21 protein-coding genes and 1 pseudogene are annotated in these 26,853 nt (G+C 65.0%); 8 read left to right on the forward strand and 14 right to left on the reverse strand.

Annotated elements, in window-relative coordinates:
• The first annotated feature begins 446 nt into the window (after nucleotides 1–446).
• Both DIE03_RS37145 and DIE03_RS37150 read left to right on the forward strand, forming a co-directional pair.
• Nucleotides 447–674, forward strand: a complete 228-nt coding sequence (locus DIE03_RS37145; RefSeq protein WP_185658303.1) for a CopG family transcriptional regulator — start codon at nucleotides 447–449, stop codon at nucleotides 672–674.
• Nucleotides 674–1,105: a TA system VapC family ribonuclease toxin gene (locus tag DIE03_RS37150; RefSeq protein WP_124457014.1), complete on the forward strand. Its 432-nt coding sequence runs from the start codon at nucleotides 674–676 to the stop codon at nucleotides 1,103–1,105. Before DIE03_RS37145 ends, DIE03_RS37150 begins: the two co-directional genes overlap by 1 nt.
• A 582-nt stretch (nucleotides 1,106–1,687) precedes the next feature.
• Here DIE03_RS37150 and asnB read toward each other — a convergent pair.
• On the reverse strand, nucleotides 1,688–3,460 hold the full coding sequence (gene asnB, locus DIE03_RS37155) for an asparagine synthase (glutamine-hydrolyzing) (RefSeq protein WP_124457015.1): 1,773 nt from the start codon (nucleotides 3,458–3,460) through the stop codon (nucleotides 1,688–1,690).
• A 183-nt stretch (nucleotides 3,461–3,643) separates the two neighbouring features.
• Nucleotides 3,644–4,552: a LysR family transcriptional regulator gene (locus DIE03_RS37160; RefSeq protein ID WP_124457016.1), complete on the reverse strand. Its 909-nt coding sequence runs from the start codon at nucleotides 4,550–4,552 to the stop codon at nucleotides 3,644–3,646.
• A 128-nt stretch (nucleotides 4,553–4,680) separates the two neighbouring features.
• On the opposite strand from DIE03_RS37160, the gene DIE03_RS37165 reads away from it, so the two are divergent.
• The 4 genes from DIE03_RS37165 (at nucleotide 4,681) to DIE03_RS37180 (ending at nucleotide 9,796) form a co-directional block, all read left to right on the forward strand.
• The gene (locus DIE03_RS37165; RefSeq protein ID WP_260435015.1) at nucleotides 4,681–5,568 is read left to right on the forward strand and encodes an NAD(P)-dependent oxidoreductase; all 888 of its coding nucleotides are present in this window, start codon (nucleotides 4,681–4,683) and stop codon (nucleotides 5,566–5,568) included.
• Between the two features lie 54 nt (nucleotides 5,569–5,622).
• Nucleotides 5,623–7,137, forward strand: coding sequence for an aldehyde dehydrogenase (locus DIE03_RS37170; RefSeq protein WP_124457018.1), 1,515 nt, complete (start codon nucleotides 5,623–5,625; stop codon nucleotides 7,135–7,137).
• 48 nt (nucleotides 7,138–7,185) lie between these two features.
• On the forward strand, nucleotides 7,186–8,520 hold the full coding sequence (locus tag DIE03_RS37175) for a DUF3100 domain-containing protein (RefSeq protein ID WP_124457019.1): 1,335 nt from the start codon (nucleotides 7,186–7,188) through the stop codon (nucleotides 8,518–8,520).
• 79 nt (nucleotides 8,521–8,599) lie between these two features.
• Nucleotides 8,600–9,796, forward strand: coding sequence for a M20 aminoacylase family protein (locus DIE03_RS37180; RefSeq protein ID WP_124457029.1), 1,197 nt, complete (start codon nucleotides 8,600–8,602; stop codon nucleotides 9,794–9,796).
• Between the two features lie 55 nt (nucleotides 9,797–9,851).
• On the opposite strand, the gene DIE03_RS37185 is transcribed toward DIE03_RS37180, so the two are convergent.
• The 10 genes from DIE03_RS37185 to DIE03_RS37230 form a co-directional block, all read right to left on the reverse strand.
• A complete protein-coding gene (locus tag DIE03_RS37185; protein WP_124457020.1) occupies nucleotides 9,852–11,165 on the reverse strand; it encodes a Xaa-Pro peptidase family protein in 1,314 nt (437 codons plus the stop codon).
• Nucleotides 11,166–11,410: 245 nt separating this feature from the next.
• The gene (locus DIE03_RS37190) at nucleotides 11,411–12,322 is read right to left on the reverse strand and encodes a LysR substrate-binding domain-containing protein (protein WP_124457021.1); all 912 of its coding nucleotides are present in this window, start codon (nucleotides 12,320–12,322) and stop codon (nucleotides 11,411–11,413) included.
• 27 nt (nucleotides 12,323–12,349) lie between these two features.
• Nucleotides 12,350–13,447 carry a GlxA family transcriptional regulator gene (locus DIE03_RS37195; RefSeq protein WP_260435012.1) on the reverse strand — a complete coding sequence of 366 codons (1,098 nt, stop codon included), beginning with the start codon at nucleotides 13,445–13,447 and terminating at the stop codon, nucleotides 12,350–12,352.
• A 12-nt stretch (nucleotides 13,448–13,459) separates the two neighbouring features.
• A complete protein-coding gene (locus DIE03_RS37200; protein ID WP_124457030.1) occupies nucleotides 13,460–14,878 on the reverse strand; it encodes an aldehyde dehydrogenase family protein in 1,419 nt (472 codons plus the stop codon).
• A gap of 47 nt (nucleotides 14,879–14,925) precedes the next feature.
• The gene (locus tag DIE03_RS37205; RefSeq protein WP_124457022.1) at nucleotides 14,926–16,014 is read right to left on the reverse strand and encodes a glycine betaine/L-proline ABC transporter ATP-binding protein; all 1,089 of its coding nucleotides are present in this window, start codon (nucleotides 16,012–16,014) and stop codon (nucleotides 14,926–14,928) included.
• Entirely contained in the window at nucleotides 16,011–17,054 is a 1,044-nt protein-coding gene (locus tag DIE03_RS37210; protein ID WP_124457023.1) for a proline/glycine betaine ABC transporter permease, read from the reverse strand. The genes DIE03_RS37205 and DIE03_RS37210 overlap by 4 nt, the downstream gene beginning before the upstream one ends.
• 151 nt (nucleotides 17,055–17,205) lie before the next feature.
• Nucleotides 17,206–18,177: a glycine betaine ABC transporter substrate-binding protein gene (locus DIE03_RS37215; RefSeq protein ID WP_185658304.1), complete on the reverse strand. Its 972-nt coding sequence runs from the start codon at nucleotides 18,175–18,177 to the stop codon at nucleotides 17,206–17,208.
• A 64-nt stretch (nucleotides 18,178–18,241) separates the two neighbouring features.
• Nucleotides 18,242–19,864 (reverse strand): GMC family oxidoreductase, encoded by a 1,623-nt coding sequence (locus DIE03_RS37220; RefSeq protein ID WP_124457024.1) that lies wholly within the window; start codon nucleotides 19,862–19,864, stop codon nucleotides 18,242–18,244.
• A 118-nt stretch (nucleotides 19,865–19,982) separates the two neighbouring features.
• Nucleotides 19,983–20,987 (reverse strand): flavin reductase, encoded by a 1,005-nt coding sequence (locus DIE03_RS37225; protein WP_260435013.1) that lies wholly within the window; start codon nucleotides 20,985–20,987, stop codon nucleotides 19,983–19,985.
• A gap of 53 nt (nucleotides 20,988–21,040) precedes the next feature.
• Nucleotides 21,041–22,369 carry an LLM class flavin-dependent oxidoreductase gene (locus DIE03_RS37230; RefSeq protein ID WP_124457025.1) on the reverse strand — a complete coding sequence of 443 codons (1,329 nt, stop codon included), beginning with the start codon at nucleotides 22,367–22,369 and terminating at the stop codon, nucleotides 21,041–21,043.
• 1,072 nt (nucleotides 22,370–23,441) lie between these two features.
• Here DIE03_RS37230 and ribB point away from each other — a divergent pair.
• On the forward strand, nucleotides 23,442–24,110 hold the full coding sequence (ribB, locus tag DIE03_RS37235; protein ID WP_124457026.1) for a 3,4-dihydroxy-2-butanone-4-phosphate synthase: 669 nt from the start codon (nucleotides 23,442–23,444) through the stop codon (nucleotides 24,108–24,110).
• A 108-nt stretch (nucleotides 24,111–24,218) separates the two neighbouring features.
• Nucleotides 24,219–25,361 carry a porin gene (locus tag DIE03_RS37240; RefSeq protein ID WP_124457027.1) on the forward strand — a complete coding sequence of 381 codons (1,143 nt, stop codon included), beginning with the start codon at nucleotides 24,219–24,221 and terminating at the stop codon, nucleotides 25,359–25,361.
• A 103-nt stretch (nucleotides 25,362–25,464) separates the two neighbouring features.
• Here the strand turns inward: DIE03_RS37240 and DIE03_RS38940 are convergent.
• Both DIE03_RS38940 and DIE03_RS37250 read right to left on the reverse strand, forming a co-directional pair.
• Nucleotides 25,465–25,770, reverse strand: a pseudogene (locus DIE03_RS38940) (GGDEF domain-containing protein); the annotation flags it as partial.
• A 1-nt stretch (nucleotide 25,771) separates the two neighbouring features.
• A complete protein-coding gene (locus DIE03_RS37250; protein WP_260435014.1) occupies nucleotides 25,772–26,731 on the reverse strand; it encodes a LysR substrate-binding domain-containing protein in 960 nt (319 codons plus the stop codon).
• Nucleotides 26,732–26,853 lie beyond the last annotated feature (122 nt).

Genomic DNA, 26,853 nt, shown 5'->3' on the forward strand with positions numbered 1-26,853 from the left:
TCCGCAATTCAAGTCTGCGGACGCAATCGTGGATCGATTCGGCAGCGCTGCCTAGGTGCGGAGAATTTCGCGCTTACAGACGAGTAGTTCGGATGCTGCCGACTTCCAACGCTCGCCGGATATGAGGTTTCGTCGCGTCCGCTTTTTAGTGTTTTTTTAGTGTTCGGACTGGGGTAAGGGAAGTTTGGTTTTAGGGGATCGAGCGCAAAGCCTTGCTGGTATTGCCCCGGGACACAGCCACGATTCAAAGTTAAATGAATTGTGATACGCGGCCGTGCGCATTAACCGTTCGGGTCGCCAAACCCGGCGCCTGTTGTCTCAGGCGCAAGACCGGTATAGCGCCCGGCAGCAGCGTTTACAACGCATTTGGTGCGTGATGTTTGATGTTTGATGTGCTCGCGGTATAATGGCGATGCTTGATGTTTGATGCTCACAAGGAGGGCAAGATGCGCACCACTCTCGATATCGACGACGATGTCCTTGCATTCGCACGGGAGCGTGCAAAGCCTGGCACGAGTATCGGGAAGGTCATTTCCGATCTGGCTCGTGCCGCCCTGCAGCGGCCGACGACGAACCAGTCGAGCCGGAACGGCTTGCCGCTGATGCCGGTTTCCGCGACCTCTCGACCGGTCACTCTTGACACCGTAAATCAACTTCGCGACGACTCGCTTTGATGGCCTACCTTCTCGACGTCAACGTGCTCATTGCTTTGCTCGACCCTGCGCACGTTCAGCACGAACCCGCGCATGCATGGTTTGGCCGGGTAGGCCATTCCGCGTGGGCGACATGCCCGCTCACCGAGAACGGCGTGCTTCGAATTATTGGCAATCCGAAATACCCGAACACGATGGGATCTCCGGCATCCGTTGCGCCGCTTGTTGCACAACTGCGGTCCCATGCCGGGCACACGTTCTGGTCGGACGATGTGAGCCTGCTCGACGAAAAGCACGTCGACGCCACGCGCTTGCTGTCATCTGCTCAGCTGACCGACACTTACCTCCTCGCGCTCGCTCGCGCATACAAAGGCAAGTTGGCGACTTTCGACAGGCGCTTGGTTGTCGACGCCGTGCCGAATGGAGCGAAGCATCTTGAACTGATTTCTTGATCCTCGATCGGGAGCACCGTTGCAGCGACGCTTGAACTGGTTCGTTCGGACTTCCCGACTCGTTCCCTCCCGAGTGGGCGCCACTGTCGCTGGCCCAGTTTGTCGCGCATCCCCGAGCAGGGATGCAGTTGCACGCACGCATGCGAAGGCTCGAATGGCTGCCGATCCGGAAGCGGATGCCGAGGTTCGATACGCCAAATCTGACTGCGTTTGACGTCCCCCCACGGTGAGCAACGCAGTTGTGCCGCTGATCGTGCGCATGCGCAAAGTCGGGGCGCGGTATCTGCGCATCCCAATTCACGGCATTCCGACGCCAATCAGCGACACCTTGGTGCCGTGAGTGACGGCCTCGGCTGGTTGGACGGCCGTTGTCCCGCCCACCGACGAAATCTCGAGACGCAATGCCATCATTGCGGGCGGGAAACACCCTACATAGTCAACGCGAGTCTTGTGGGATCGCCGTATCGTTGTGCGCAATGCGGCGAGCGCCACCTCGAAGCCTACCGATTCGCAAGCGCAGGTCTGGTTCGATGCAAAGATCGAGACGCTCCTTCTCGGGCACTACGCAAGACCAGGCTCGCCTCATGGCATGCTCACGCCGTGAGCCCGCGACCAGTGCGCCAGCGAGCAAGCCCGAAACATTACCGCCCGCTCGTGCTCGTTCAGCGGCGACGGATCGGCGCAGCGGCGCTGCAGCCGGGGTACGTCGAGCAAGCCGGCGATGCGGTCGGCGTCCGTAGCCAGTATTTCGCGCGTGTGCTGGCGCAATGATTCGCCGTTGCCTTGATCCTTGGGTAAGGCCGACTTCCTGCGCAGGCGCACGGCTTCCGACAACGCGCCGCGCGCCGCTTCGCGCAACATGGCCTTTTCGACGCCATCACGTAGCGCCAGCTCGGCCGGAATAGTGGCAGCCAGGTCCAGGACTTCGGTATCGCTGAAGGGTACGCGCGCTTCCAGTCCATGCGCCATGCCATGGATATCGCCGTTATGCAACAGCCGCTGCAACCAACGATGGCGCACCAGCCATTGCGTGGCGCGCAAACGTGAGGCGGGCGTATGCCAATCGTGTCCGGCTGCGATCGCCAGTTGGCGATAGGCCTCGCCGTAGTGCTGCAACGGTTGCTCCAGCAAGCCGGGCCGCAGATAGGGATCGGCGGTCAAGCGTTGAAGGATATGGGTCGGATCACGGGTGGCGTGCGGGTCGAGCAGAAAGTGATAACCGTAGTGCGTTTCATCGGCGGCATCGCCCACCAATACCGCCTTGACGCGCGTGCTGGCGGCGCGCGCCAGGTAATGTTGCGCCAGCTCCTGTTCCCACGCGGGCAGTGCATCGTTTTGCGTGGCCAATTGCAGCAGATCCTGGGCGAGTGCGGAGCGCGTCGGTGCGACGTCTTCACGTGGCAGGCCCAACTCGTTTGCGGCCTGCTCGGCGAAAGGTTGGTCATCGGAAGCCACGATCAGCGAACGCGCGTAGTCGTAGCGATGGTGATCTTCAAAGCGAATGGTGAAGCAGCGCGGTGTCGCACCTGCCGCTCGCGCCAGGCCGCCGATCAGCGTGGAGTCGAGGCCGCCGCTGAAAAACAGGCCGACCGGTGTATCGGCGATCAAGCTGCGCTGGACAGCTGCGGCCAGCCGCTCGCGCAGCGCGTGGGCGACATCGGCCGCCCTGGCAACCGGGTTTTCGGCAATCTCCGGCGCCCAGCGCGATAGCTGCAAGCCATCGCGATCCACGCGTAGCAGATGCCCAGGCGGCAGGTAGGCCATGCCATCGAACATGGGTTGCGCCACGCCGCTGAAGAACGGCGCCACCAGGTATTCCAGCACGGCGTCGATATTCGCACGCGGCGCTTGCATCGCAGGCAACAGTCCCTTGGCCTCCGAGGCAAACAGGAATTCCGTCCCCTGTTGCAGGTAAACGAACGGCTTGACGCCCAGCCGGTCGCGCGCGGCAAAGGCTCGTTGACGATGGGTGTCCCACACCAGGAACGCGAACATGCCGTTGAAGCGCTGAAGACACACTTCGCCCCATACCGCATACGCGGCGAGCACCACCTCGGTGTCGGTGTTCGTGCGGAACGACCAGTGCGCGCTCAGTTCGCGGCGAAGCTCCGCGTAGTTGTAGATCTCGCCGTTGTAGACCAGCACGTAACGATGGTCGGCACTGCACATCGGCTGCGCGCCATGCCCGGCGTCGAGCAGAGCCAAACGGGCGTGAGCAAGCACGGCGTGCTGGTCATGCCATAAGCCCCGGCCATCCGGCCCACGATGCCGTTGTCGCTCGCGCATGGCGAGCACCCGCTCGACCTGTGCCGGCGCCTGGCCGTCATGGCGAATCAGCCCAGCCAAGCCGCACATCAGACGGTCACGCCCGGTTGAACGGGGGCGAGCAACAGTGTGGCCCACTGTTGTTGCAGGGCGAAGTGAAATTTTTGCTTTGCGAACGTGACAAGTTCATTGTTGTCGACGGCCGGCGACACCTGAAAAAAACGCATTTTGTTAAGACCTCTTAGTCCGGCTTCGCGTCGCGCGCAGGAGCCGTTAGCGGAACGCCCGCATCTGCCCCGTCATCATCTGCAGCATCTTGTTGGCGGCCACCGAGAGCTTGCGCCCGGCGCGAGTGACCATGTGCGCCTCGGCGTTCTCGAGGATCGGATGCGCGATCTCGAGCGCGAACAGATCCTTGGCCTGCAGTTCGGCCGCCACCGCGAAGGCCGGCATCACCGCGATGCCGAGTCCCGATTTCACGAACTCTTTCAGGATCGCGAATGAATTGGTGGTGATGATCGGCGCGAGCCGTACGCGCTCCGCGTATTCCACGGCCTCCATCATCTGTCGCGTGCCGTAGGACGGGTGAGTGGCCGCCAGCGGGTAGGTGGAGAGCTGCTGCACTGTCAGCACCTTGTGGCTGCGGCGAGGGAAGTCGGGGCCGACGATTGCCATCATCGGCTGCCGCTTCGAGGCGCGCGACACCAGCTTGGGCTCGGCGGGCGGATTGTAGACCAGGCCGATCTCGCCCTCGTCGTTCGAGATTTTGCGGATCACGTCGTTGGTGCTCCCCACGTCGAGGTTGACGCGGATCCCGGGGAACTGCCGGCAGAACTGCTGCATTGGCCCGGCCAATAGATCCGACACGAAGCCCTCGCCGAGCACCAGGCTGACCTGGCCTGTCTTGAGCCCGCGCAGCTCCTGCAAACGCGAGATCAGGTCGTCGCGGTGCGCGAGCTGCTCGCGGAAATACTCGATCACGCAGCGTCCCGCCTCGGTGGGCGTCACGCCGCGCGCGTGGCGCTCCATCAGCGTGGCGTCGAGCTCCTTCTCCAGCAGGCCGATCTGGCGGCTCACGGCCGACGGCGCCACGTCGAGCCAGTCGGCCGCGGCGCGGATCGTGCCGCAGCGCACGGCCTCGTAGAAATAGACGATCCGGCTGTCGGTCAGGGTATCGCTCATGATTCGAGTGTTCTAAAAAAGAGAACAATATCAATATTGGCGTTGATTGATTATACGGGTTGACGGACCGAACATCGTTGGCATGCAAGGCGGGCGCAAGCTGGCGCGCCGGCCTCGAACCAACAGCTATCAGGAGTCGTCGGATGAAAACGGTGGGCGTGATCGGTCTGGGCAACATGGGGCGCGGCATGGCGGGTTCGCTGCGGCGCGGCGACTACACGGTGCTCGGTTACGACGCGGCGCCGGGCGTGGCGCTCGAGCTGGCCGGGCAGGCAGTGTTGTCGGCGCGCGATTCGGTGGCCGAGATCGCGCGCGATGCCGACGTGCTGCTGCTGTCGCTGCCGACCTCGGCGGTGGTCGAGGCGGTGGTGCTGGGCGCGGGCGGCGTGCTCGAGAACGCGAGGCCGGGCAGCATCGTGATCGACACCACCACGGCCGATCCGGACAGCACGCGGCGCGTGGCGGCGGCCCTGGCCGAGCGCGGCATCGGCTTCGTCGACGGCCCGGTGAGCGGCGGTCCGAAGGGCGCGGCGACCGCCACCATGACGATGGTGCTGGGCGGCTCGGACAGCGATATCGCGGCCATCGAGCCGATCCTCGCGGTGATCAGCGCCAAGCGCGTGCATGTGGGCCCGGTGGGCGCCGGCCACGTTACCAAGCTGCTCAACAACCTGCTGACCGGCGTGCACTTGCTGGTCGCCAGCGAGGCGGTGCGCACCGCGCGCGCGGCCGGCGTCGATCCGGAAAAGCTGGTCGAAGCGCTCAACGGCGGCTCCGGCCGCAACAGCGCGACGCTGACCAACTACCCGACCTGGATCTTCAACGGCAAGTTCGATTCCGGTTTCACCATGAAGCTGATGCGCAAGGACGTGCGGCTCGCGCTGGGCCTGCTCGACCAGTTCGACAGCGTCGCGCCGGTGGCGCGCGAGGCGGCGCGCGTATGGGCTGCCAGCGAGGGTTCCGTCGCCGACGGCGAGGACTTCAACCGCATCGTCGACTTCCTCGACCCGGCCTGAGGCCGGGCAGCCCGCACCACGATCCCGCTCGACCCCCATAGACGGAAACCTGACATGACCCAGCACGCAGACCAGTTGCTCGCCGCCTTCGCGCATTTCTTCCCCGGTGCCGCCACGATCGGCTCGTATGTCGACGGCGAGCTCGTCGCCGGCCAGGGCGACACGATCCAGCTTTACGATGCGGCGACGGGCGAGACCACGCTCGCCTATCGCGACGCCGGCGCAGCCGTTGTCGACCATGCCGCCGAAAGCGCGCGCCGCGCGCAGCGCGAATGGTGGGCGCTCACGCATGCCGCGCGCGGCCGAGTGATGCAGGAGGTGGTGCGCGCGATCCGCGCCGAGGCCGAGGCGATCGCGCGGCTGGAGGCGCTGGGCTCGGGCAAGCCGATCCGCGACTGCCGCGGCGAGGTGGCCAAGGTTGCCGAGATGTTCGAGTACTACGCGGGCTGGACCGACAAGTTCTACGGCAGTGTGATCCCGGTGCCGACCTCGCACCTCAACTACACGCGCCGCGAGCCGGCCGGCGTGGTGCTGCAGATCACGCCGTGGAACGCGCCGGTGTTCACCTGCGGCTGGCAGGTGGCGCCCGCGGTGGCGATGGGCAACGGCGTGCTGCTCAAGCCCTCGGAGTTGACGCCCTTTACCTCGCTGGCGGTCGCCAGGCTCGGCGAGCGGGCCGGACTGCCGCGCGGCCTGGTCAACGTGCTGGCCGGCTTCGGTCACACCGCCGGGCAGGCCGCTATCGCGCATCGCGTCGTGAGCAAGGTGGTGTTCGTCGGCTCGCCGGCCACCGGCGCGCGCATCGCCGAGGCCGCCGCGCGCCGCGTGCTGCCGTGCGTGCTGGAGCTGGGCGGCAAGTCGGCCAATATCGTGTTCGCCGATGCCGACCTCAAGCGCGCCGCGCTGACCGCCCAGGCGGCGATCTTCGCCGGCGCGGGCCAGAGTTGCGTGGCCGGCTCGCGCCTGCTGGTGCAGCGGGCGATCTACGACGAATTCGTCGCGATGGTGGCTGCCGGGGCGAAGAAGATCCGTGTCGGCGCGCCGCTCGACGATGCAACCGAGGTGGGGCCGATCAACAATCGCAAGCAGTACGACCACGTGATGTCGATGATCGCGCGCGGCGTGGCCGCTGGCGCCACGCTTGCCTGCGGCTCGGCCGAGCGTGCCGGGGAGCGCGGCGGCTATTTCGTGGCGCCCACCGTGCTGGCCGGCGTGTCGAACGCGATGGAGGTGGCGCGCACCGAGATCTTCGGGCCGGTGGTGGCCGCCATCCCGTTCGACACCGAGGAGGAGGCGATCGCGATCGCCAACGACACCGACTTCGGCCTGGCCGGCGCGGCCTGGACCACCGACGTGGCGCGCGCGCATCGCGTGGCCGCGCAGGTGAATGCCGGCACCTTCTGGGTCAACGGCTACAAGACCATCAACGTGGCGTCGCCGTTCGGCGGCTACGGCATGAGCGGCTACGGCCGCTCGAGCGGAGTCGAGGCGCTGTACGAATACACGCAGACCAAGAGCGTGTGGGTCGAGACGGCCGAAGCGCCGCCCACCGCGTTTGGTTATCTGTAATCACCGGCCCGCATGCGACGGCAGCCGGGCTTCAAGGGGAGATTCGTCATGGAACACGCACTGGGTATCGAGCGCCGCGAGCTGGGCGGCGCGGCCACCGCCAAGGTCATGCTTTACGCGGCCGGCATCCTGCTGGTCGCCGAATGGATCGGCTCGTTTACGTTCAAGCTCGGACCGGGCAAGGTCGTGCTGCTGCCGATGATCTGGGCGCTGCTGCTCGGCGCCGCGGTGGGGCTGGCCAGCGCGCGCTGGAACAGCAGCGCGCGCCTGAGCGTGCCCGACCAGTTCTTCGCGGCCGCGATCCTGCAGCCGGCGCTGCTGCTGTTCGTCTCCAAGCTCGGGCTGATGGTGGGTAGCGCGCTGCCCAAGCTGGCGTCGGCGGGCTGGGCGCTGGCCTTCCAGGAATTCGGCCACTTCGTCGGCACCATCCTGCTCGGCCTGCCGCTCGCGTTGCTGCTCGGCATCAAGCGCGAGGCGATCGGCGCGACCTTCTCGGTGGGCCGCGAGCCGAGCCTGGCGATCATCGGCGAGAAGTACGGGATGGATTCGGCCGAGGGCCGCGGCGTGCTGGCCGAGTACCTGACCGGCACCGTGTTCGGTGCGGTGTTCATCGCCGTGTTCGCGGGTTTCGTGAGCAGCCTCGGCATCTTCGATCCGCTCGCGCTGGCGATGGGCTCGGGCGTCGGCTCGGGCAGCATGATGGCGGCCGCCTCGGGCGCGATTGCCGCGCAGCAGGACCCGGAGACGGCGAAATCCGTGCTCGCGTTCGCCGCGGCCAGCAACCTGATCACCACCACCATCGGTACCTACTTCACGCTGTTCATCTCGCTGCCGCTCGCGGTCTGGGGTTATCGCGTGCTGGAGCCGTTGATCGGCCGCACCACCAAGGCATCGGCGCAGCCCGAGGCGGCCAGCCCGTCGCTGGGCGAAGTGCGGACGGAGGCGCCCGCGCTCGGCTACGGCGGCAAGCTGCTCGCCTGGATCGTGACGGCCGCGATGGCGCTGGTGTGCGACTGGATTGCCCACGGCACCACACCGCTGGTCGGACTGCCGGGAATCGCGATCATGGTGTGCGCGACGATCGTCGGCGATGCGCTGGCGCGTGTGACGGGGCGGCGGATTCCGGCGGTCTGCTGGGTATCGGTGGTGGCGATGTTCCTGACCTCGCCGTGGTCCCCGTGGGCTTCGCAGATCGCCGCGCTGAGTTCGCACAACGATTTCCTCGGCGTGACCACGCCGATGCTGGTGTTCGCGGGGCTGTCGATCGCCAAGGACATCCCGGCCTTCCGCCGGCTCGGCTGGCGCATCGTGCTGGTGTCCTTCGTGGCCAATGCCGGCACCTTCATCGGCGCGACCCTGGTGGCGCAGCTGTTCCACATCTGATGCCTCGCGGCGCGGCGGCGGGCGGCATGGACCGGCCCGCCGTCGCGCCGCGACGACCGACAAAAGCGCTCCCCTCCGCATGAATCTGATCGATTCCATCGTCGCGCACGCCGACGAACTGACGGCGATACGCCGCGATATCCACGCCCATCCCGAGCTGGGCTACGACGTGTTCCGCACCGCCGAACTCGTCGCCGAGCGGCTCGAGCAATGGGGTTATGCCGTCACGCGCGGCGTCGGCCGCACCGGCGTGGTCGGCACCTTGAAGCGCGGCGGCAGCGCGCGTGCGATCGGCCTGCGCGCCGACATGGATGCGCTGCCCGTGCAGGAGGCCAACACCTTCGCGCACCGTTCGACGGTGCCCGGCGCGATGCATGCGTGCGGCCACGACGGGCACACCGCCATGCTACTAGGGGCCGCGCGCCATCTGGCGCGGCATGGCGAGTTCGACGGCACCGTGCAGTTGTTCTTCCAGCCGGCCGAGGAAGCGGGCGGCGGCGCGCGCGCGATGATCGAGGACGGCCTGTTCGAGCGTTTCCCGGTGGATGCCGTGTTCGGGCTGCACAACTGGCCCGGCATCGCGGCAGGCGATTTCGCGGTGCGGCCGGGGCCGCTGATGGCCTCGACCAGCCTGTTCCGGATCAACTTGCGCGGTGCCGGCTGCCACGCGGCCATGCCGCACCTGGGCCGCGATCCGGTGTTCGCGGCGGGGCAGGTGCTGAGCGCCCTGCAGGGCATCGTCACGCGCAACCGGAATCCGATCGACGGCGCGGTGCTGTCGGTCACGCAGGTGCATGCGGGCGAGGCGATGAACGTGGTGCCGACCGATGCCTGGCTCGGCGGCACGGTGCGGACCTTCTCCGATGCGACGCTCGACCTGATCGAGACGCGCATGCGCGCCGTGGTGGCCGCGACGGCTGCAGCCTTCGATTGCGAGAGCGAGGTGGATTTCCAGCGCCAGTATCCGGCTACCGTGAACGACGCCGAGCAGACGGCGGTGGCGGTGACGGTGATGCGCGAGCTGGTGGGCGACGCGCATGTGAACGCGGCCGTCGATCCGACCATGGCGGCTGAGGATTTCTCGTTCATGCTGCGCGAGAAGCCCGGTTGTTATGCGTTCCTCGGGAATGGAGTCGGCGATCATCGCGTGCATGGGCATGGCGGCGGGCCTTGCCTGCTGCACAACGCCAGTTATGACTTCAACGATGCGTTGCTGCCGGTGGGGGCGAGTTATTTCGTCAGGTTGGTGGAGCGGGTTTTGCGGCGGGCGCCTTGAAGATGGGCTGCGCATCCGGTTCGCGCCAAAATACGCCGCCCACATGCGTCCTCGCTCAAATATCCCGCAGATCGCAAAGCGGCACCGACGACAAGGGCACCGCACCCTCGGCGGTAATCAGTACCTGCTCCTCGAGCTTGACGCCCTCGATCCCGTCCTTTTCGCCGATGAAGCTCTCGACCGACACCACCATGTTCTCCTCGAACACGCCGTCGTAACCCCATTCCTCGAAGTCGACCGCATAGGCCACGCTCGGGAACTCGTCCACCAGCCCGCAACCGTGAACCATCATCATGTAGCGGTTGTGGACGTACTGCGACGGTACCGCCCAGCTTTTCTCGGCGAACTCGCGAAACGTCACGCCCGGACGCAACAGCGCGCAATTGTGTGCGATCTGATCGCGGGCACGGCCGAACAGTGTACGTTGCGCGGCGGAAGGTGCCTTGCCGGGACACACGAAGCTGCGTGAAATATCGGAAAGGTAACCGCCCTGCCCGACCATGTCGGTGTCGAAGCCGACGATGTCGCCGGCGAGGATCTCGCGATTCGTGGCATCACGGAACCACGGGTTGGTGCGCGGCCCGGAGCTCAGCAGGCGTGCCTCGCTCCATTCGCCGCCGTGTGCCGTATTAGTGTCCTGCAGCACGCTCCACAGCTGGTTCTCGGTGATGCCGGGGCGCAATGCCTCGCGCATCCTCGATACGCCCAGGTCGCACACGCCCATCGAAATGCGATGTTGCTCGATTTCCTGAGGGCCCTTGATCATGCGTGCCGTTTCAGTTAGCGGTTGCGCATCGTGCAAGGAAAGACCCTCCGTGCGCAGCCATTCCGCGCCCCAGGGGTCGCACTTGTCGAGTGCGAGCCGGCGGTTGCCGCCGCCATGCTGCCGCACCGCGTCCGCAATGCTGCGTGCCCACTCGCGTGCCTTCTCGTCCACACGCGGCCCGGCGAGAAAGAAGTTCCACGGGATGGTCGGCCGGATCTCGTCGATCGTCTCGATACTTTCGCTGTTGTGCCGGCTGGTGGAGAAGTCGAACAGAATCACGGGGCCGTCCGTGGCGACGAACACGTAACGACTCGGCGAGTGCATCACCCAGACGCCGAGACTGTTGGTGTCGGTTGCGTAACGGATGTTGATCGGGTCGGCCAGCAGCATCCCGGCGTAGTCGTGCCGCTTCAGTTGCGCACGCAATCGCTCGAGTCGGTACGCGCGCAGCGCCGGGCGGTCGAGCGCCTCGAACGCCTCGATCAGCCCGGGGTCGATGGAACTGGCCCGATGCCCTTGCGAGAGCGGGTCCTGCCGGAACTGGCGGCGCCCGGTCGTGGCGACCGTCGATGCATCCGTGTCATCAGTGAAGCGGCGGTTCATTCGAATACCTGTCAGTGAGGGGAAGTGGACCGACGATGCGCAGCCGGGAATCAGTGGCGTCACTTCGAACGATATTGATTAGTGATGCATATAAATGGGAGCACGGTTCAGTGCCGCCCTTCACCGGGGGCGGGCCAGCGTCGTCCGGCCCCGTGGCATCAGTATCGTTCGCGGCCCGTCCCCGCGTAAACGCAAGGAAAAAATCTCCGCCTGTTAATGGAAAGTGAACGTGTCCGGCCGGTGCCTCAGGCGGTCATCTGCTGAACAAAGGAGCCCTTGACCCAGGACGCCACGGCTTCGGTGGCCGGAGTGCCGGCCGAGTTGCGCGCCACTGTCAGATGGAAGCCGTGGCAACGCACCGGATCGGTCCGAATGGGCTGCACGAGCAGCCGGCTGGCGAGAAAGCGGCTCATCAGCGGCGGCCCGATCAGCGCAAAGCCTTGCCCGTCCAGAGCGGCCTGGACCAGGTTGGTATAAGTGTTGACCGTGATGTTCGGCTTGGTTCCGTCCATGCTGACGCCGTGGTTGGTAAACCAGGTCGACCAGCGTGTGAGGCGATCGTAGGGCCCTTCGAGGTGGATCAGCGGATGTCCGAGCAGATCGCCGGGATCAATCGGCGTGTCGTGGTCGACCAGGTAGTTGGCCGAGCAGGTGGGTGCGATGGTCTGCGAGATCAGCAGGATCGAATCCTCGGCGGGCGGCGCGGAACTGTAGGTCACCGCGAGATCCACATCCTTCTCGCCCAGGTACGGCAGGTCCGACACGATGAAGCGCAGCTCGATGTCGGGGTACTGCGCGCGGAAACTGCCGAAGTTCGGCAGCAGCCAGTAGGTCACGAAGCCGGCGGTCGCGCTGATGGTGACGATGTTGTTCGCCGGCCGCGAACTGATCTCGATGGTGGCCTGCCCGACCTGCCGCAGCGCGGACGAGATGGCCGTGTGATACCGCACTCCGCTGTCGGTCAGCCGGATGGTGCGGTCGGCGCGGTCGAACAACTGCACGCCGAGGAAATTCTCGAGCGCCTGGATCTGCTGGCTGACGGCCACGCGCGACACGTTCAGTTCGACGGCCGCTCGCGAGAAACTCAGATGACGGCCGGCTGCCTCGAACACGATCAAGGTGTTCGGTGGCGGCAGCGTCGCTTTCAATGAACTCATGACTCGGGTCTCCTGTCCACGCGCGGCTCAGCGACGCAATGCCGCGACTGTATCGTGCTGCTCGGCAGCGTGCTCGCGCGCGTCGCCGCCGAAGGTGCGGCTTTGCGCCTGCCGGCGCTCCTGGCCGGGTGTCCGGCCGAAGGTTTTTCGGTAGGCGGAGGTGAATACCGAGAGCGACTGGAATCCACAGGCTACCGCAATATCGGTCAGCATCATGGTGCTTTGCTGCAGGAACTGGCGAGCCCGGCGCAGGCGCAACAATCGATAGTGCTGCATCACCGGCTGCCCCACCGCAGACCTGAACAGGCGCAGCAGCCTGCGCTCGCGCACGCCGACACGCTGCGCCAACGCCACGAGCGACAGCGGCGTCTCGATGTGCGCTTCCATCAATTGAAGCACTTCGGCGAGCAGCCGACTGGTGGAGCCGTAGCCGGCGGGCGGTTGCAGCGCGCCGGGATGCCGAACCCGGTCCACCGCCAGATAGCTCGAGATGTGCTGCACGAACGCGTCGCCCATCGACAAGCCGACGAGGTACAGCATCATCTCGAGCGGCGCCACGCCGCCCGCGCAGGTGATGCGATCGCGGTCGATGCGGAAGATACTGCGCTCGAACGTGACGTCGATGAAGCTTTCGGCTTGCGCGTGCAGGTATTCCCAGTGGATCACGCAGGTGTGGCCGGCCAGCAGGCCGGCCTTGGCCAGCACGTAGGCGCCGGTGCAGATGCTGCCGAGCAGCGCACCGGCATGTGCGAACTGGCGGACCCGTTGCAGATGTGCCGGCGTGGTGGCGTGCTGCACCTCGTTGCCGGCGCAGACGAACACGATATCGGCCGGGCCCGGCGTTTCCGGCACGTCGACTGACAGCGTCAGGCCGTTGCTGGCCTGTACCGGCTGCCCGTCCACGCTGATCACGGACCAGCGATACAGCGGCTTGCCGCTCAACTGGTTCGCGATCCGCAATACTTCCAGCGCGTTGACGAAGGCGATCATGCTGAAATTCGGCACCAGCAGGAACACGAAATGCGAGGCGCCGGCGAACTTCGCCAGCGTTCTGTCGGCCGGCACCGGCGCTTGCGGTGCGAGCGGGAGCAGGGGCGGCATGATGGTGCGGTAGCCGGTGGGCAACGGGGCGCGTGACTACGGGCGGATCACGGCCTTCACTTCAAGATAGGCCTCGAACCCGGCTTCACCGCATTCCCGGCCGTTGCCCGACTGCTTGAAGCCGCCGAACGGGGCACACGAATCCCAGCCCGGGGTGTTGATCTCCACCTGGCCCACGCGTAGCCGCGCAGCAGCCTGCGAGGCGGCCGCCGCGTCACCCTGCACATACGCGGCCAGCCCGTAGGGGGTATCGTTGGCGATCTCGATCGCCTCGTCGACGGTGTCGTAGGCGATCAGCGATACGATCGGCGCGAAGATTTCCTCCCTGGCGATGCGCATGTCCGGCGTGACCTGCGCCACGACCGTCGGCGCGATGAAATAGCCCGTGTCGACGCCAGCCGGCAGGCCGAGGCCGCCCGTCACGACGGTGGCGCCTTCCTGCTCGGCCGACGCGAGCAGCGCGCGGGCCCGTTCGAACTGGATCTGATTGACCACGGGCCCCAGCGTGGTGCGCTCGTCGAACACGTCGCCGCAACGCAGCGTTTCGGCAGCGGCCTTGGCGCGCGCTACCGCCCGTTCGTATTGCGGCCGGGGTATCAGCATGCGCCCCGGCGCGGTACACGACTGCCCGGCGTTGCGATACGCGGCATGCACGCCGGCGGCCACCGCCGTGTCGATGTCGGCACCGGGCAGAATCAGGTTGGCCGAGTTGCCGCCCAGTTCCTGGTGGACGCGCTTCACCGTGTCGGCCGCGGCCCGGGCCACCTGGATGCCGGCGCGGGTCGAGCCGGTGAAGGACACCATTTCCAGATCCGGATGCTCGGCGATTGCGGCGCCGACGGTGGCGCCGTCGCCGTTGACGAGATTGAACGCGCCGGCCGGCAGGTCGGCGTCGTGCAGCAGTTCGGCGAGGTAGAGCGCGCTCAGCGGCGAGTATTCGCTGGGCTTGAGCACGACGGTGCAGCCTACCGCGAGTGCCGGGATCAGCTTCGTGATGATCTGCAATATCGGGAAATTCCACGGCGTGATCAGGCCGCACACGCCCACGGGCTCCATCACGAGCGTGGTCCTGCCGCGCGTCTTTTCGAACTCGAAACGCTCGAGGATCTCGATGCCGTTCCGGATATGCGCCAGCGAGCCCGCCACCTGCGCCTGCCGCGAGAAGCTGATCGGCGTGCCCATTTCGAGCGTCATGCGCCGCGCGAACTCCTCGCCGCGCTCGATGAACAGCGTCTCGATACGACGCAACATGGCGAGTCGCGCACTGGCCGACGAGGTGGAGAACGACGGGAACCGGCGCTTGGCCGCCGCGACGGCGGCGTTCACGTCCTCGCGCGTGCCCATCGCGATCTCGCCGACCGGCGCCAGGGTTGCCGGATTGATCACGGCGCGCCGCGCCGGATGCGTGGCGGGAACGAATTGGCCGTCGATGTAGAAATGGTCGAGGTATCGCACGATAGTCCTTGAATTGAGTGGCAACGGGAAGCGGGGCGCTCGCGGGTTCAGGCCGTCGTGGTCGGAAGGCCGGCGGTATCGGGCAGGCTCGGTTGCTGCTGTCCGCGAACCTGCCGCGGCACGATGGCTCGCACCACGTCGCGCATCGCGCACTGACCGACTACCGCACCGCCGCGGGTCACCGCGAAACTCCGGTCGAGATCGCCTTGCGACTTCGCCAGGGCGGCCTCGAGCGTGTCGCCTTCGTCGAGCGTGTCGCCGGCCCGGTACGGCGCGGATGCCGACGGGCTCATCACCGAGCCCACCTTCAGCACGCGTGCGCGGTTGATGTCGTTGACGAAGCGCTGGATGTAGTCGTCCTTCGGCTGCAGCACGATGCTTTCCGGGCTGCCTTGCTGCACGACCTTGCCGTCCTTGAGGATTACGATGTGATCGGCGATCTTGAGCGCCTCCTCGAGATCGTGCGTGATGAACACGATGGTCTTGTTCAATTCGCGCTGCAACTCGATCAGCAGGTCCTGCATGTCGGCACGGGTCAGCGGATCGAGCGCCGAGAACGCCTCGTCCATCAGCAGCACGTCGGCATCCGAGGTCAGCGCCCGCGCGATCCCGACCCGTTGCTGCATGCCGCCCGACAACTGGTGCGGGTAGCGGCCCTCGAAGCCCGACAGGCCGAGGCGAGCGATCCAGCGCCGTGCCTCCTGCTGCACGGCCGGCCTGGCCTGACCGCACACCTTTTTCGCCAGGCCGACGTTGTCGAGCACGGTCAGGTGCGGCATCAGTGCGAAGTTCTGGAACACCATCGACACGTTCGAGCGGCGGAACTCCAGCAATGCGCGCCCCGACAGCCGGGTAATGTCGCGCCCGTCCACGAGGATCTCGCCGGCGGTCGGCACGATCAGGCCGTTGAGATGGCGGATCAGCGTCGATTTGCCCGAGCCCGACAGGCCCATCACCACCGTGATCGCACCGGCACGCATGTCGACGTTGATGTCGTGAAGCCCGATCACGTGGCCATGCTTGTCGAGCAGTTCGGCCTTGCTGATGCCGTTCATCACGAGCGGCATCATCGACTTGGCCTCTGGGCCGAACACCTTGTAGCACTGGCGCACGGCGATCTTGATGTCCTGGCTCACTGCTGGCCTCCTTGTTTGTGGACCGCGAGACGCGACATCGATACCTTGGTGACGCGATCGAACAGGATCGCAAGCAACACGATCGACAGCCCGGCCAGCAGACCGACGCCGAGCTCGAGGTTGTTGATGCCGCGCAGCACCAGCACGCCGAGCCCCGGCGCCGATACCAGCGAGGCGATCACGACCATCGACAGCGACATCATGATGGTCTGGTTCACGCCGGCCATGATGCTGGGCAGCGCCAGCGGCAGCTCCACGCCCACCAGCTTCTGAAACCAGCTCATGCCGAAGGCGGAGGCCGCCTCGCCGACAGTGCCGTCCACTTGGCGGATGCCGAGATCGGTGAGCCGGATCATCGGCACGATCGCGTAAAGGATGATGGCGATTCCGTAAAGCTTCGGGTCGGTCACGCTGAACAGGAAGATCAGCGGGATCAGGTAGACGAACGACGGCAGCGTCTGCAGCATGTCGAGCACCGGCAGCATGCTGCTCTTGAGACGGTCGCTCTTCGACATGGCGATACCGGCCGGAATGCCCAGTACGATGCAGATCAGCGTGCAGGTCAGCACGATCGCCGTGGTTTGCAGTGCGTAGTGCAGATAGTCGACCAGTCCGAGGCAGAAGAGCAGGGCGGCCGTCATCGCCGTCACCTTCTTCGAACGCGACAGGCCGTAGGTGACGGCCAGCAGCGCCAGCGTGGCCAGCCACCACGGCACGATCTCCACCATGTGCAGCGAAAGCTGCAGCATCCACGACAACGGCTGGGTGATCGGGTCGAGTACCAGCTTCAGGCCGTGGCGGATGTGCAGGAAGCCCTGCTCGATGCCGGTGGTCAGGTCGCGGGTGCGGGGGATGGCCGCGCAGTCCGCGTTCAGCGCGTCGAGCGACGGAAACGGGAAGTTCCATCCGCTGTCCTGGTTCGATGACGAGGCGGCGGACTTCGACAGCAACTGCGCGAGGGAGACCGGCCCGGACTGGGCATGGGCATCGCACCATGGCCGCAGGCCGACCGAGTCAAAAAATGCGTTATCGATGTTCATGGATGTCAATCCTCGCTTCCGGGGCCGCTCGAGTCATGGATGCATTGCGTTGCGTTGCGTTGCGTTGCGTTGCGTTGGGGCAGGGCAGGGCGCGAAAAACGATGCATCGGTCTCCGGGTACGCCTGCCTGCCCGGAGCCGATGGGGGTGCCTTACTTGATGACGGAGCTGACCTTGGTCAGCGCGGCGGGCGACACCCAGCTCTTCCACTGATCCTTATAGTGCGTCAAAAAATAGGCGGCGGTTTCATCTGCCGTGGCCTTGTTCGTCTCCTGCCAGGACAGCAGCTGGCTCATCAGCGTGTTCGAGAACGACACGCGGCTCATCAGGGCCGCGATGTCCGGATGGGCGTCGCGGAACGGCTTCGACATGGTGGTCAGCACGGGTGCACGCGGCCAGCCCGTCTTGCCCGGCGTGGGGCAGTCCAGGCGCGCGTTGCATTTGGCGACGGCCGGTACCACGGGGCCCATGTCCACGCTGACCATCGGGTACTTGCCGAGCAGCGCGGTCGGCGCCCAGTAGTAGCCGAACCACGGCTTCTTGTCCTTGTAGGCCGCCGCCAGCGAGGCCGCGAGCGTTTCGCCGGAGCCGAAGCTGACTACCTTGATGCCGTGCTTCTCCAGCTCGAAGGCCTTGATCAGGTTGTTGTTCGATACCGTCGAGCCCCAGCCGGGCGGGCCGTTGTCGAACTGGCCGCCGACCAGCTCCGGATGCGCGAGGATGCCGTCGAGCGTCTTCAGTTCGGGATGCTGGTCCACCAGATACTTGGGCACCCACCAGCCGTCCTGGCCGCCGTCGGCGATCACGTTGGCAAGCGATACGATCTTCCCCTGCTTTTCCAGCGTGTAGTACACGTCCGCCACCGCCGGCCAGACTTCGGTGAGGATGTCGGGCTTGCCCGTTTCGGACAGCGAGGTCAGCGCCGGCACCGTCGAGGTCGGCACCTTCTGCACCTTGCAGCCGTAGCCCTGTTCCATCAGGAAGCTCGACACCGCCGTGACGATGGCGGCGGATGACCAGTTCATCTCCGTAATGGTCACCGAGCCGCACTCCGCCGCCATGGCAGGAGTGGCGATCGGGCCGATCAGGAGAGCTGCAGCGAGAATTGCGAGTCGTGATTTCATACACTGAATCTCCAACAAAGGCTGAGGGGACAGAAACGGTAAAAACAACGAGGCGCGAGCCTCCTTACGTATGCTGAACGGCCTCGACAGCCGCTGCGGCTCGACGTGCTGCGAGGATCATGTCGGCGCCTTTCTCGCCGATCACGAGGCTGATGGCATTGAGATTGCCGCTCGGAATCTGCGGGATGATCGAGGAGTCGACCACGCGCAGGCGCTCCACGCCGATCACTTTCAGCTCCGGCGTGACCACCGCATCGGCATCGATACCCATCTTGCAAGTGCCGCACGGGTGGAAGCTGCCGCCGGCGTTCTCGCGCAAGTAGGCGAGCCATTCGTCGTCCGTCTGCACGTCGTCACCGGGTTTGCACTCGCCGGTCACATAAGGCGCGAAGGCGCGCGAGCGCAGCGCCGCGCGAGCGATGCGAGCGCCGGCGATCAGCGTCTCGCGATCGTAGGCGTCGGCCAGCATGTTGAACTGGATGCTCGGCGGCGCGAGCGGATCCGAGGATTTCAGCTTCACCTCGCCGCGGCTGCGCGAATTGTTCACGTTGGGCTGCAGGTTGATCGCGGCCTCGGGCTCCATGCGGATGCCTTGGTCGGTGTAGCTCGAGGAAAACGCGCCGAAGTGATACTGGATGTCGGGATAGGCAAGCTCGGGCCGCGTGCGCACCAGGCCGACGCCGCTGTACGAGAAAGTGGCCTGGCCGGAGCGCGACAGCAGGAAGCGCGTGCCGTACTTGAGCATGCCGAGCGCGTTGAATTCCTGGTTGGCGGTGCGAACGTTTACATAGGCCTTGACCTGGCAGGCCGGGTGCTCCTGCAGATTGCGGCCCACTGCGCGGTTCTCCACGATCACCGGAATGCCGGCCAGGTTCAGCTGGTCGGCCGGGCCGACGCCCGAATGCATCAGGATCTTCGGCGAATTGATGGCGCTCGCGCTGACGATCACCTCGCCGTGGCAGCGCTCCACGCGGCGCTGGCCGTCGAGATCGAATTCGACGCCGACTGCCGTCTGGTTCTCGATCATGACACGGCGCACCAGCGCGCCGGTCAGCACGCACAGGTTGGGGCGGCGCCTGGCCGGGTCGAGATAGCCTCGCGCCGCGCTCCAGCGCAGGCCGCGATGCTGGGTCGAGTGCAGGATGGCCACGCCCTCGGTCGGCTCGGCGTTGAAATCGACGTTCTTCGGATAGCCGAGCTCTTCCATTGCGTCGAGGAATACGCGCGTGAGCGTCGGTACGCCGCGGATCTCGCTGATCACGATCGCGCCGGCCTTTCCGTAAGTCTCGCTGACGCCGTCCCGGTTGCATTCCACCTTGCGGAAGTAAGGCAGCAGTTCGTCGTACGACCAGCCGGTATTGCCGAGCGCGGCCCAATGATCGTAGTCGCCGCGGTTGCCGCGCACGTACCAGGTGGCGTTGATCGAACTCGATCCGCCGAGCACCTTGCCGCGCGGCACGACCTCGGTGCGATCGTTGCGCGTGGGGTCGGGTTCGGTCGGAAACATCCAGTCGGTTTCCGGATCGTTCATGGCCTTCATCGCCAGGGCCGGAATCTTGATGGCAAAGCGGTTGTCGCTGCCGCCAGCCTCCAGCAGCAGCACCCTGTTGCGCGGATCGGCGCTGAGGCGATTCGCCAGTACGCATCCCGCCGACCCTGCACCGATGATGATGAAATCCCAGCTCATTGTTTCGTGCCCTTTCGAACCTGTACGGGTGCCTGGCAATCGCGCGGCGGACCGAAAACCGAAAACTCGTGCCTGGCTACGTGCGCGGGCGGGGGGAGGCCCGTCCGCGCGCGGCGCGTCACGCCTGGCGCGCGGTAGCCGGCTGGCCGCGCGTGCGTTCCACCAGCCGCGTCAGCGTGCGCATCAGCACGGCGATATCGGCGGCCGACACGCCGTCGAGCTGCGCATCCTCGAAGGCGATCCAGCGCGCGCGGATCGACTGGCGCAAGGCCAGCCCCGCGTCGGTCAGCCGTACGCCGCCATCGGCCGCGCGGATCAACAGCGCCTTCTGGGCCAGCCAGGTAACGGCGTCCTCGACGTCGCGCTGGCCGAGATAGGTCTGGCGGGCGACGTCGCCGACCTTGATGCCGGGGCTGGCGTGAACACTGGCGAGCACGCGCGCCACCGCGATGCTCACGCCTTCGGCGCGGCGATGTTCATCGAAGGCTTCGGACAGCGCGTGGTGCGTGTCGAAGATCAGTTGCAGCAGGTTGTTGCCGGACGGCCCGGTGCCCGCGTTGGCGATTTCGGCCGAATCGCCCGGCACCTCGGGCGGCTCGCTGGCAATGCAGTACTGACCCTGGCTGAAGATGAGCGGCACGCCTTCGAAGCGTGTGAGCCGCGTGACCCGGCCGATCAGCAGCAGGTGGTCGCCGCCGTCGTGACGGGCGTGCACGTCGCATTCGAAATGGGCGAGGCAGCCGTCCAGCAGCGGCGAGCCGAACGGGTCCGGGTGCCAGGCCACGTCCGCGAACTTGTCCTCGATCTTGCTGGAGAAATGGCGCGATAGCTCGATCTGTTCGGAAGACAGAATGTTCACCGCGAAATGCTCGCAGTTCGAGAATGCCGGGAAGCTGCGCGATTTCCGGTCGATCGACCACAGCAGCAGCGGCGGATCCAGCGACAGCGAGGAAAACGAGTTGACGGTGACCGCCGAACGGCGCTCGCCGTCCGCGGTCGTGACGATGGCGATGCCGGTGCCGTACTGGCTCAGGCCGCGGCGGAACATGCGCGGATCGTCGGCGGGGTTGCCCTGTTCGATCGGCACGAGCGCGCGCTGCGTGGAAGATTCGGAGATGCGCATGATCGGTTTGACAGTCTCAAGAGAGTTTCACGAAAACCGGCGTTCCCTGCTCGTCAGGCGTAGAGGCTGCGCGGTTCCGGCAGCCCGAGGTTCTGGCGCAGCGTGGTTCCTTCGTATTCGGTACGGAATCGTCCGCGCCGGCGCAGTTCGGGCAGCACCTGATCGGCGAAGTCGTGCAGCGCGTGCGGCAGGTGGGTCGGCGCGATATTGAAGCCGTCGGCGGCCTTGCCGTCGATCCACGCTTCCATCGCGTCGGCCACGTCGTTCGCGGTGCCGATCACGGTCAGATGCTCCTGCGACATCGCGATCCGCTTGTACAGTTGCCGGATCGTCAGGCCTTCGCGCTGCGCCGTCTCGTAGTACATGCTCGCGCTGCTGCGCAGCCCGACGTCTTCGAGCGGCGGGGGCGGCACCGGGCCGTCCAGGTCCAGGTGCGAGAGATCCCCGAACGAGCGCTTCAGGATCGACAGCCCGACCAGCGGATCGATCAGTTCCTGGAGCATCGCGTATTTCTCCTGCGCCTCGTCGCGCGTGCGGCCGACGATCGGTGTCAGGCCGACCATCATCAGCAGTTCGTCCTCGCTGCGGTCGAGGGCCGGCAGGCGATCCTTGACCGACGCGTAGTATTTCTGCGCGGCCGCCATGCTCTGCTGGGCAGCGAACACGATGTCGCAATGTTTCGCGGCGATCTGCTGGCCGACCTCGGAGGTTCCCGCCTGCACCAGGATCGGCCGCCCCTGCGGCGAGCGCCGCACGCTGAGCGGGCCGCGCACCGAGAAGTGCTTGCCCGCATGACCGAGCACGTGCAGCTTCGACTCGTCGTAGAACACGCTCGATTCCTTGTCGTGCACGAAGGCATCGGCGTCCCAGCTGTCCCACAGCCCCGTCACCACGTCGACGAATTCGGCCGCTCGCTCGTAGCGGGTGTCGTAGTCGAGATGCTTGGCGCGGTTGAAATTCCACGCTTCCTGCTCGGACCAGGATGTCACCACGTTCCAGCCGGCGCGCCCGCCGCTGATCTGGTCCAGCGAACCGTACTTGCGTGCGATGTGGTACGGCTCGTTGTAGGTGGTGGACGCCGTCGCGACCAGGCCGATCTGCCGGGTCTGGCTGGCGAGCGCGGACAGCAGGGTGAGCGGCTCGAGTTCGACGTTGTGGCTCGAGCGGCACAGCGAGCCCTTCGGCACGTCGTCGTAGCGCACGCCGATGCCGTCCGCGAGGAACAGCAGATCGAACTTGTTGCGCTCGGCGAGCCTCGCGATGTCCAGATACAAATTGAACTGCGACGCAGCATCGGCCTGCAGCTCCGGGTGGCGCCATGCGCCGAGGTGGTATCCCATGTACCTGATCGACAGGCCAAGTTTCATCTGCTTCTTGCTCATCGGATCCTCTGCGTTTCCGTATCCATCGCGACAGGCGCGAGGCGGGCCCCGGCTGTCAGGTCGGTTGGCCGGACTGCTCGGCCACCAGCGTGCTCCGTGCCGTTCTTGTCTCACTTCGGCGGTAAGCGGAACTGATCATATCGACGCGGTCATGCCCGGTAAACGCAGGAAAATAATAGCCGCACGTAAAGTTTTTCTTAACCTAGGGTTTGCGAGATTTGGTCAGCGGAAACCTGCTGTGCGGCCTTCGCTAAAAAGGCCGCATCGCGCGGCGTCTCGGGCGAGCTGGAAGCTCGGCACTCACGACACCGCCTCGCCGCGTGCAAGAAGTCGGATGTTGCCGGGGTAGTCTTTGCTCGTACGTATGGACCGGACGCGGTAACGACTCGAGGTCTTCGCTACTGCGTACAAACCCGATCTCTCGAAGGCGCTCGTGAGCGCTCGTGCGGGGGAGGAGCGGTGGCCGCCAGGTGATCGGTGGCGTCCCGATTCCGCTCAATCCGGTTGCCAGCCGGCAGTCCGCTCGACTCGCGTCGCGGACCGGCACGGCTCGACATCGAAGCCATACATTCGGGCGATGCCGATGCTTCGGTCGCCTGTTAACCCAGGCTTATCACGCTCCCTTTTTTTTCCTGCGTTTACGACCGAACATGGACGAAGCAAGATTCATCCTGCCACCTCGAGTCTACGCAGCGCACTCGGATGAGGGTTTCAAAAGCCTGGAGTTTTTGCGAAATCCTCACGTACAGCGTGCTTGCCTGGCATACGGCTTCGTTCACATGCCGTTCTCGGCTACCGAAACAAACGAGGCGACAGGCATGGATCGGAACCGGCCGGATTCGTTGGAATTCCGAAAATTTCCGCAGTACCGCAGATGATTCACGACATCGATGTGTCCGTCGTCGTAGCAGCCCTTTACAAGGGGGCGTACACGGAACTCTTCACTGATATGCCCAACCTCGTCGATATGAACGGGTGGCCTACGAGTTGACCCGGTATTTTGAGTATTGACGCACTCAACTCGATCAACTCACGGGTGGAACCTGGTGGAATTAATTATGAGGATATCGAAATGAAGATGGATCGAATTGAGGATGCGCTTGAAGCGATGACGCGAGGATCGATCGTCGTTGTCGCAGACGATGAGGATCGGGAAAACGAGGGGGATCTCATCTTGGCTGCCGAGCATGCAACGCCCGAGGCAATCGCCTTCATGGTGCGATATACGAGCGGTATGCTCTGCGTCGGCCTTGCGGGCGAGCGTCTTGACGAACTCGACCTTCCTCTGATGGTAGAGCGCAACACCGACTCGATGAAAACCGCATACACCATAACCGTCGACTACCGCCACGGGACGACGACCGGAATCTCCGCCGCGGACCGCGCGGCGACAATACGCGCGCTGGTCGATGAACGGGTCACTGCGGGGGATTTCAGTCGACCTGGCCATGTGTTCCCACTGCGGGCGGTGCCCGGTGGTGTATTACATCGCCAGGGACATACAGAGGCCGCGGTGGACCTGGCCCGGCTCGCGGGCCTCAGGCCCGGCGCTGTACTGGCGGAGGTGGTCAATGACGACGGAACCATGGCGCGCCGGCCGGAACTGGAGGCATTTGCGAGGCTGCACGGCTTGCCGATCATCTCCATTGCCGACCTCGTCACATACCGAAGCAGGAAGACGAGCATGTGGCACGAATCGGCAGCCGTACTTCCGACGATTCCCTATTCCGTTCCAGCATAAGCACAAGCAACCCTGAGACCTTGGGGCTGCATTCTGTTCTTGATTCGCCCGATAGTCGCTGTTTATCACATATTTAATCGTACTAAGCAAATATTTGGAGATCATGGAATGAAGAAAATTATTGCGACATCCATTCTTGCGGCATTCGCTGCTTCCGCGCATGCCCAAAGCACGGTCACGCTTTACGGTCTCATCGACGAGGGCTTCGACTTCACAAATAATGTCCGTGGTGGCAAAGTCTTTGAACTCCAGAGCGGTTTCGTGCAAGGGAGTCGATGGGGGGTGAAGGGCGCGGAGGACCTCGGCGGCGGGCTGAAAGCCATCTTCCAGCTCGAGAATGGATTCAATGTCAACAACGGTCGCCTGGGTCAAGGCGGCCTCATGTTCGGTCGCCAGGCATATGTCGGCCTCGCAAACGACCAGTTCGGCACGGTTACGTTCGGCCGACAGTACGATTCTCTCGTCGACTATCTCGCGCAGACGACGGCAAACGGGAACTGGGCGGGTTACATGTTCTCGCACCCCTATGACAACGACAACACCGACAACACGTTTCGTGTGAACAACACGATCAAATATGCGAGTCCCAACCTTTCCGGCTTCCAGTTCGGTGGCACGTATAGCTTCAGTAATGACACGAATTTTGCGAACAACCGCCAGTACAGCGCGGGGGCGCAGTATGCGAACGGCGGACTGTTGATTGCGGCAGCCTATTTGCAAGCGAACAATCCGTCGGCAACGGCAGGCGGCGCCATCAACAACGGAGGTGACGAAAATTTCGTCGCGCAACGTCTTCGCATTTTCGGTGCCGGTGTCAATTACAGCTTCGGCCCTGCGACGATGGGCTTCGCGTACACGAACACGTATGTGACGCAGCCTCAAAGCTCGGGGTACATCGGCGCGATCACACCGTCTGGCGGAACGCTTTCGTCCCTGCGGTTCCAGAATTTCGAGGTGAACGGGAAGTACCAATTCACACCGGCGTTTTACGTGGGTGCGATGTATACCTACACTCGAGCGGATTTCAATGCGACGACCGGTAGACAACATCCGAACTATCAGACCGTCGGATTGATGGCCGACTACAACCTGTCGAAGCGAACGGATGTTTACCTCCAGGGTGCATATCAGCATGTCGGTGGCGACAAGACTGGCACCGTGCTGGATGTCGCCTTCGTGCCCGGGGCGGACGACGTCTCCTCCAATCGCAATCAGCTCGTCATGCGTGCCGCAATCCGCCATAAATTCTGACTACCTCGCCATGGCCCCGGTGTTGCCAGCAGACGTGCACTGGGGGGCGATGGGGCGGCACGGTTTCTCCCGGGCGAGCAGATCACGGCGCGCCCGAAACGGCGGCCGACATCGCCGTAGCGTAACCCACGCTGACCGTGAACGGCGCCAAAGGCTGATTTCCCGCCATCGGCCGGGAGCCCGCTACTTCGGCACGTATCGTTTCCGCGATATGCGCGGCCCCGTTCTCGTCCGTGTCCGGCAATACCGCCACGAACGCTTCTCCGCCGTATCGCGCAGCAAGGTCGCCACGCCGTCGTGCGTGCTTGGAAATACAGTTTGCCAGGTGCGCGAGTGCGAGGTCGCCCTGTGCATGGCCGTGCGCATCGTTGTATGCGTTGAAGTTGTCCGCGTCCAAATGTCGAATGGTGCTACGGCTGTTCTCGTGAAAATGGCCTGCGGAATGCAGCGCGATCGCGCTCGCCTCCAAGTGGACGTTCGATCGAGGATAGTGTGGCGCCCTTGCGCTCGTCCGCGATCCAGTCGCCGAACAGCTGGATCTTCTGTTGCTGCTCGGCTCCGCCCGGATACACGAAGTAATAGCCCATACCCGTCGGCAGCGCGATGTCGAACGGCATCACGAGCCGGTGCGCCGCCACGTTTTCCTCCACCAGCGTCCGGTCGCCGATCGCGATGCCGTAGCCGTCGATCGACGCTTGCGTCGCGAGGTCCAGCGTTTCGAAGCTCAGCCCGCGCGTCGAATCGACGTGACGCGCGCCAGCCTGGTCGAGCCACCGTTTCCAGTCCCGATGGTCGCGGGTCGGATGCAGCAGCGTATGACCGGCCAGGTCGTCGGGATCGGCCAGCGGCTGCCGCTCGAGCAGGCCCGGCGCGCAGACGGGCGTGAGCTGCTCGTCGAACAGCGGGATCGCATGCATGTCGGGGCCGGCGCCGGGCGCGTAGATCACCGCGGCATCGAACGGTTCCATGCGGAAATCGACGTGATGGTCCCAGGTCGTCGTGATCTGCACCTGCAGTTCGGGGTGCTCGGCCTGGAACCGCATGATGCGCGGCAGCATCCATTGCATCATGCAGGTCGGCACCTTCAGTGCGAGCTCGGTGCGCCGGCGCGACAGGCGCATCGACACCTCTTCGATGCGCGCGAAGCTTTCGCGCACCGTCGGCAGCAGCAGTTCGCCTTCCGCCGTCAGCGTCAGGCCCTTCGGCGTGCGCTTGAACAGCGGGAACCGGTAGAAGCCCTCGAGCGCGAGGATCTGCCGGCTCACGGCACCCTGCGTCAGGCACAGCTGCTCGGCGGCACGCGTAAAGCTGCCGTGGCGGGCGACGATGTCGAAGATCTGCAGCGCGTTGAGGGAAGGAAGTCGTTTCATCGGAAGGGCAGGCGTGGAACGGGCGGCAGGGCGCGCCGCGGCATGGCTCAGTGCAGGATCTTCGCGAGGAAGTCCTTCGCGCGTTCCGATTTCGGATTCGAGAAGAAATCGTCCTTGCGGTC

It is taken from the genome of Burkholderia sp. Bp8992 (genome assembly GCF_003853705.1).
Classification (GTDB): domain Bacteria; phylum Pseudomonadota; class Gammaproteobacteria; order Burkholderiales; family Burkholderiaceae; genus Burkholderia.

Excerpts from the sequence above, each read along its gene's own strand:
- DIE03_RS37190 (WP_124457021.1), bottom strand. The coding sequence starts at position 12,322 with ATGAGTTCATTGAAAGCGACGCTGCCGCCACCGAACACCTTGATCGTG.
- DIE03_RS37170 (WP_124457018.1), top strand. The coding sequence starts at position 5,623 with ATGACCCAGCACGCAGACCAGTTGCTCGCCGCCTTCGCGCATTTCTTC.
- DIE03_RS37240 (WP_124457027.1), top strand. The coding sequence starts at position 24,219 with ATGAAGAAAATTATTGCGACATCCATTCTTGCGGCATTCGCTGCTTCC.
- DIE03_RS37175 (WP_124457019.1), top strand. The coding sequence starts at position 7,186 with ATGGAACACGCACTGGGTATCGAGCGCCGCGAGCTGGGCGGCGCGGCC.
- DIE03_RS37145 (WP_185658303.1), top strand. The coding sequence starts at position 447 with ATGCGCACCACTCTCGATATCGACGACGATGTCCTTGCATTCGCACGG.
- DIE03_RS37215 (WP_185658304.1), bottom strand. The coding sequence starts at position 18,177 with ATGAAATCACGACTCGCAATTCTCGCTGCAGCTCTCCTGATCGGCCCG.
- asnB (WP_124457015.1), bottom strand. The coding sequence starts at position 3,460 with ATGTGCGGCTTGGCTGGGCTGATTCGCCATGACGGCCAGGCGCCGGCA.
- DIE03_RS37150 (WP_124457014.1), top strand. The coding sequence starts at position 674 with ATGGCCTACCTTCTCGACGTCAACGTGCTCATTGCTTTGCTCGACCCT.
- DIE03_RS37220 (WP_124457024.1), bottom strand. The coding sequence starts at position 19,864 with ATGAGCTGGGATTTCATCATCATCGGTGCAGGGTCGGCGGGATGCGTA.
- DIE03_RS37160 (WP_124457016.1), bottom strand. The coding sequence starts at position 4,552 with ATGAGCGATACCCTGACCGACAGCCGGATCGTCTATTTCTACGAGGCC.
- DIE03_RS37230 (WP_124457025.1), bottom strand. The coding sequence starts at position 22,369 with ATGAGCAAGAAGCAGATGAAACTTGGCCTGTCGATCAGGTACATGGGA.
- DIE03_RS37185 (WP_124457020.1), bottom strand. The coding sequence starts at position 11,165 with ATGAACCGCCGCTTCACTGATGACACGGATGCATCGACGGTCGCCACG.
- DIE03_RS37250 (WP_260435014.1), bottom strand. The coding sequence starts at position 26,731 with ATGAAACGACTTCCTTCCCTCAACGCGCTGCAGATCTTCGACATCGTC.
- DIE03_RS37180 (WP_124457029.1), top strand. The coding sequence starts at position 8,600 with ATGAATCTGATCGATTCCATCGTCGCGCACGCCGACGAACTGACGGCG.
- DIE03_RS37225 (WP_260435013.1), bottom strand. The coding sequence starts at position 20,987 with ATGCGCATCTCCGAATCTTCCACGCAGCGCGCGCTCGTGCCGATCGAA.
- ribB (WP_124457026.1), top strand. The coding sequence starts at position 23,442 with ATGAAGATGGATCGAATTGAGGATGCGCTTGAAGCGATGACGCGAGGA.
- DIE03_RS37210 (WP_124457023.1), bottom strand. The coding sequence starts at position 17,054 with ATGAACATCGATAACGCATTTTTTGACTCGGTCGGCCTGCGGCCATGG.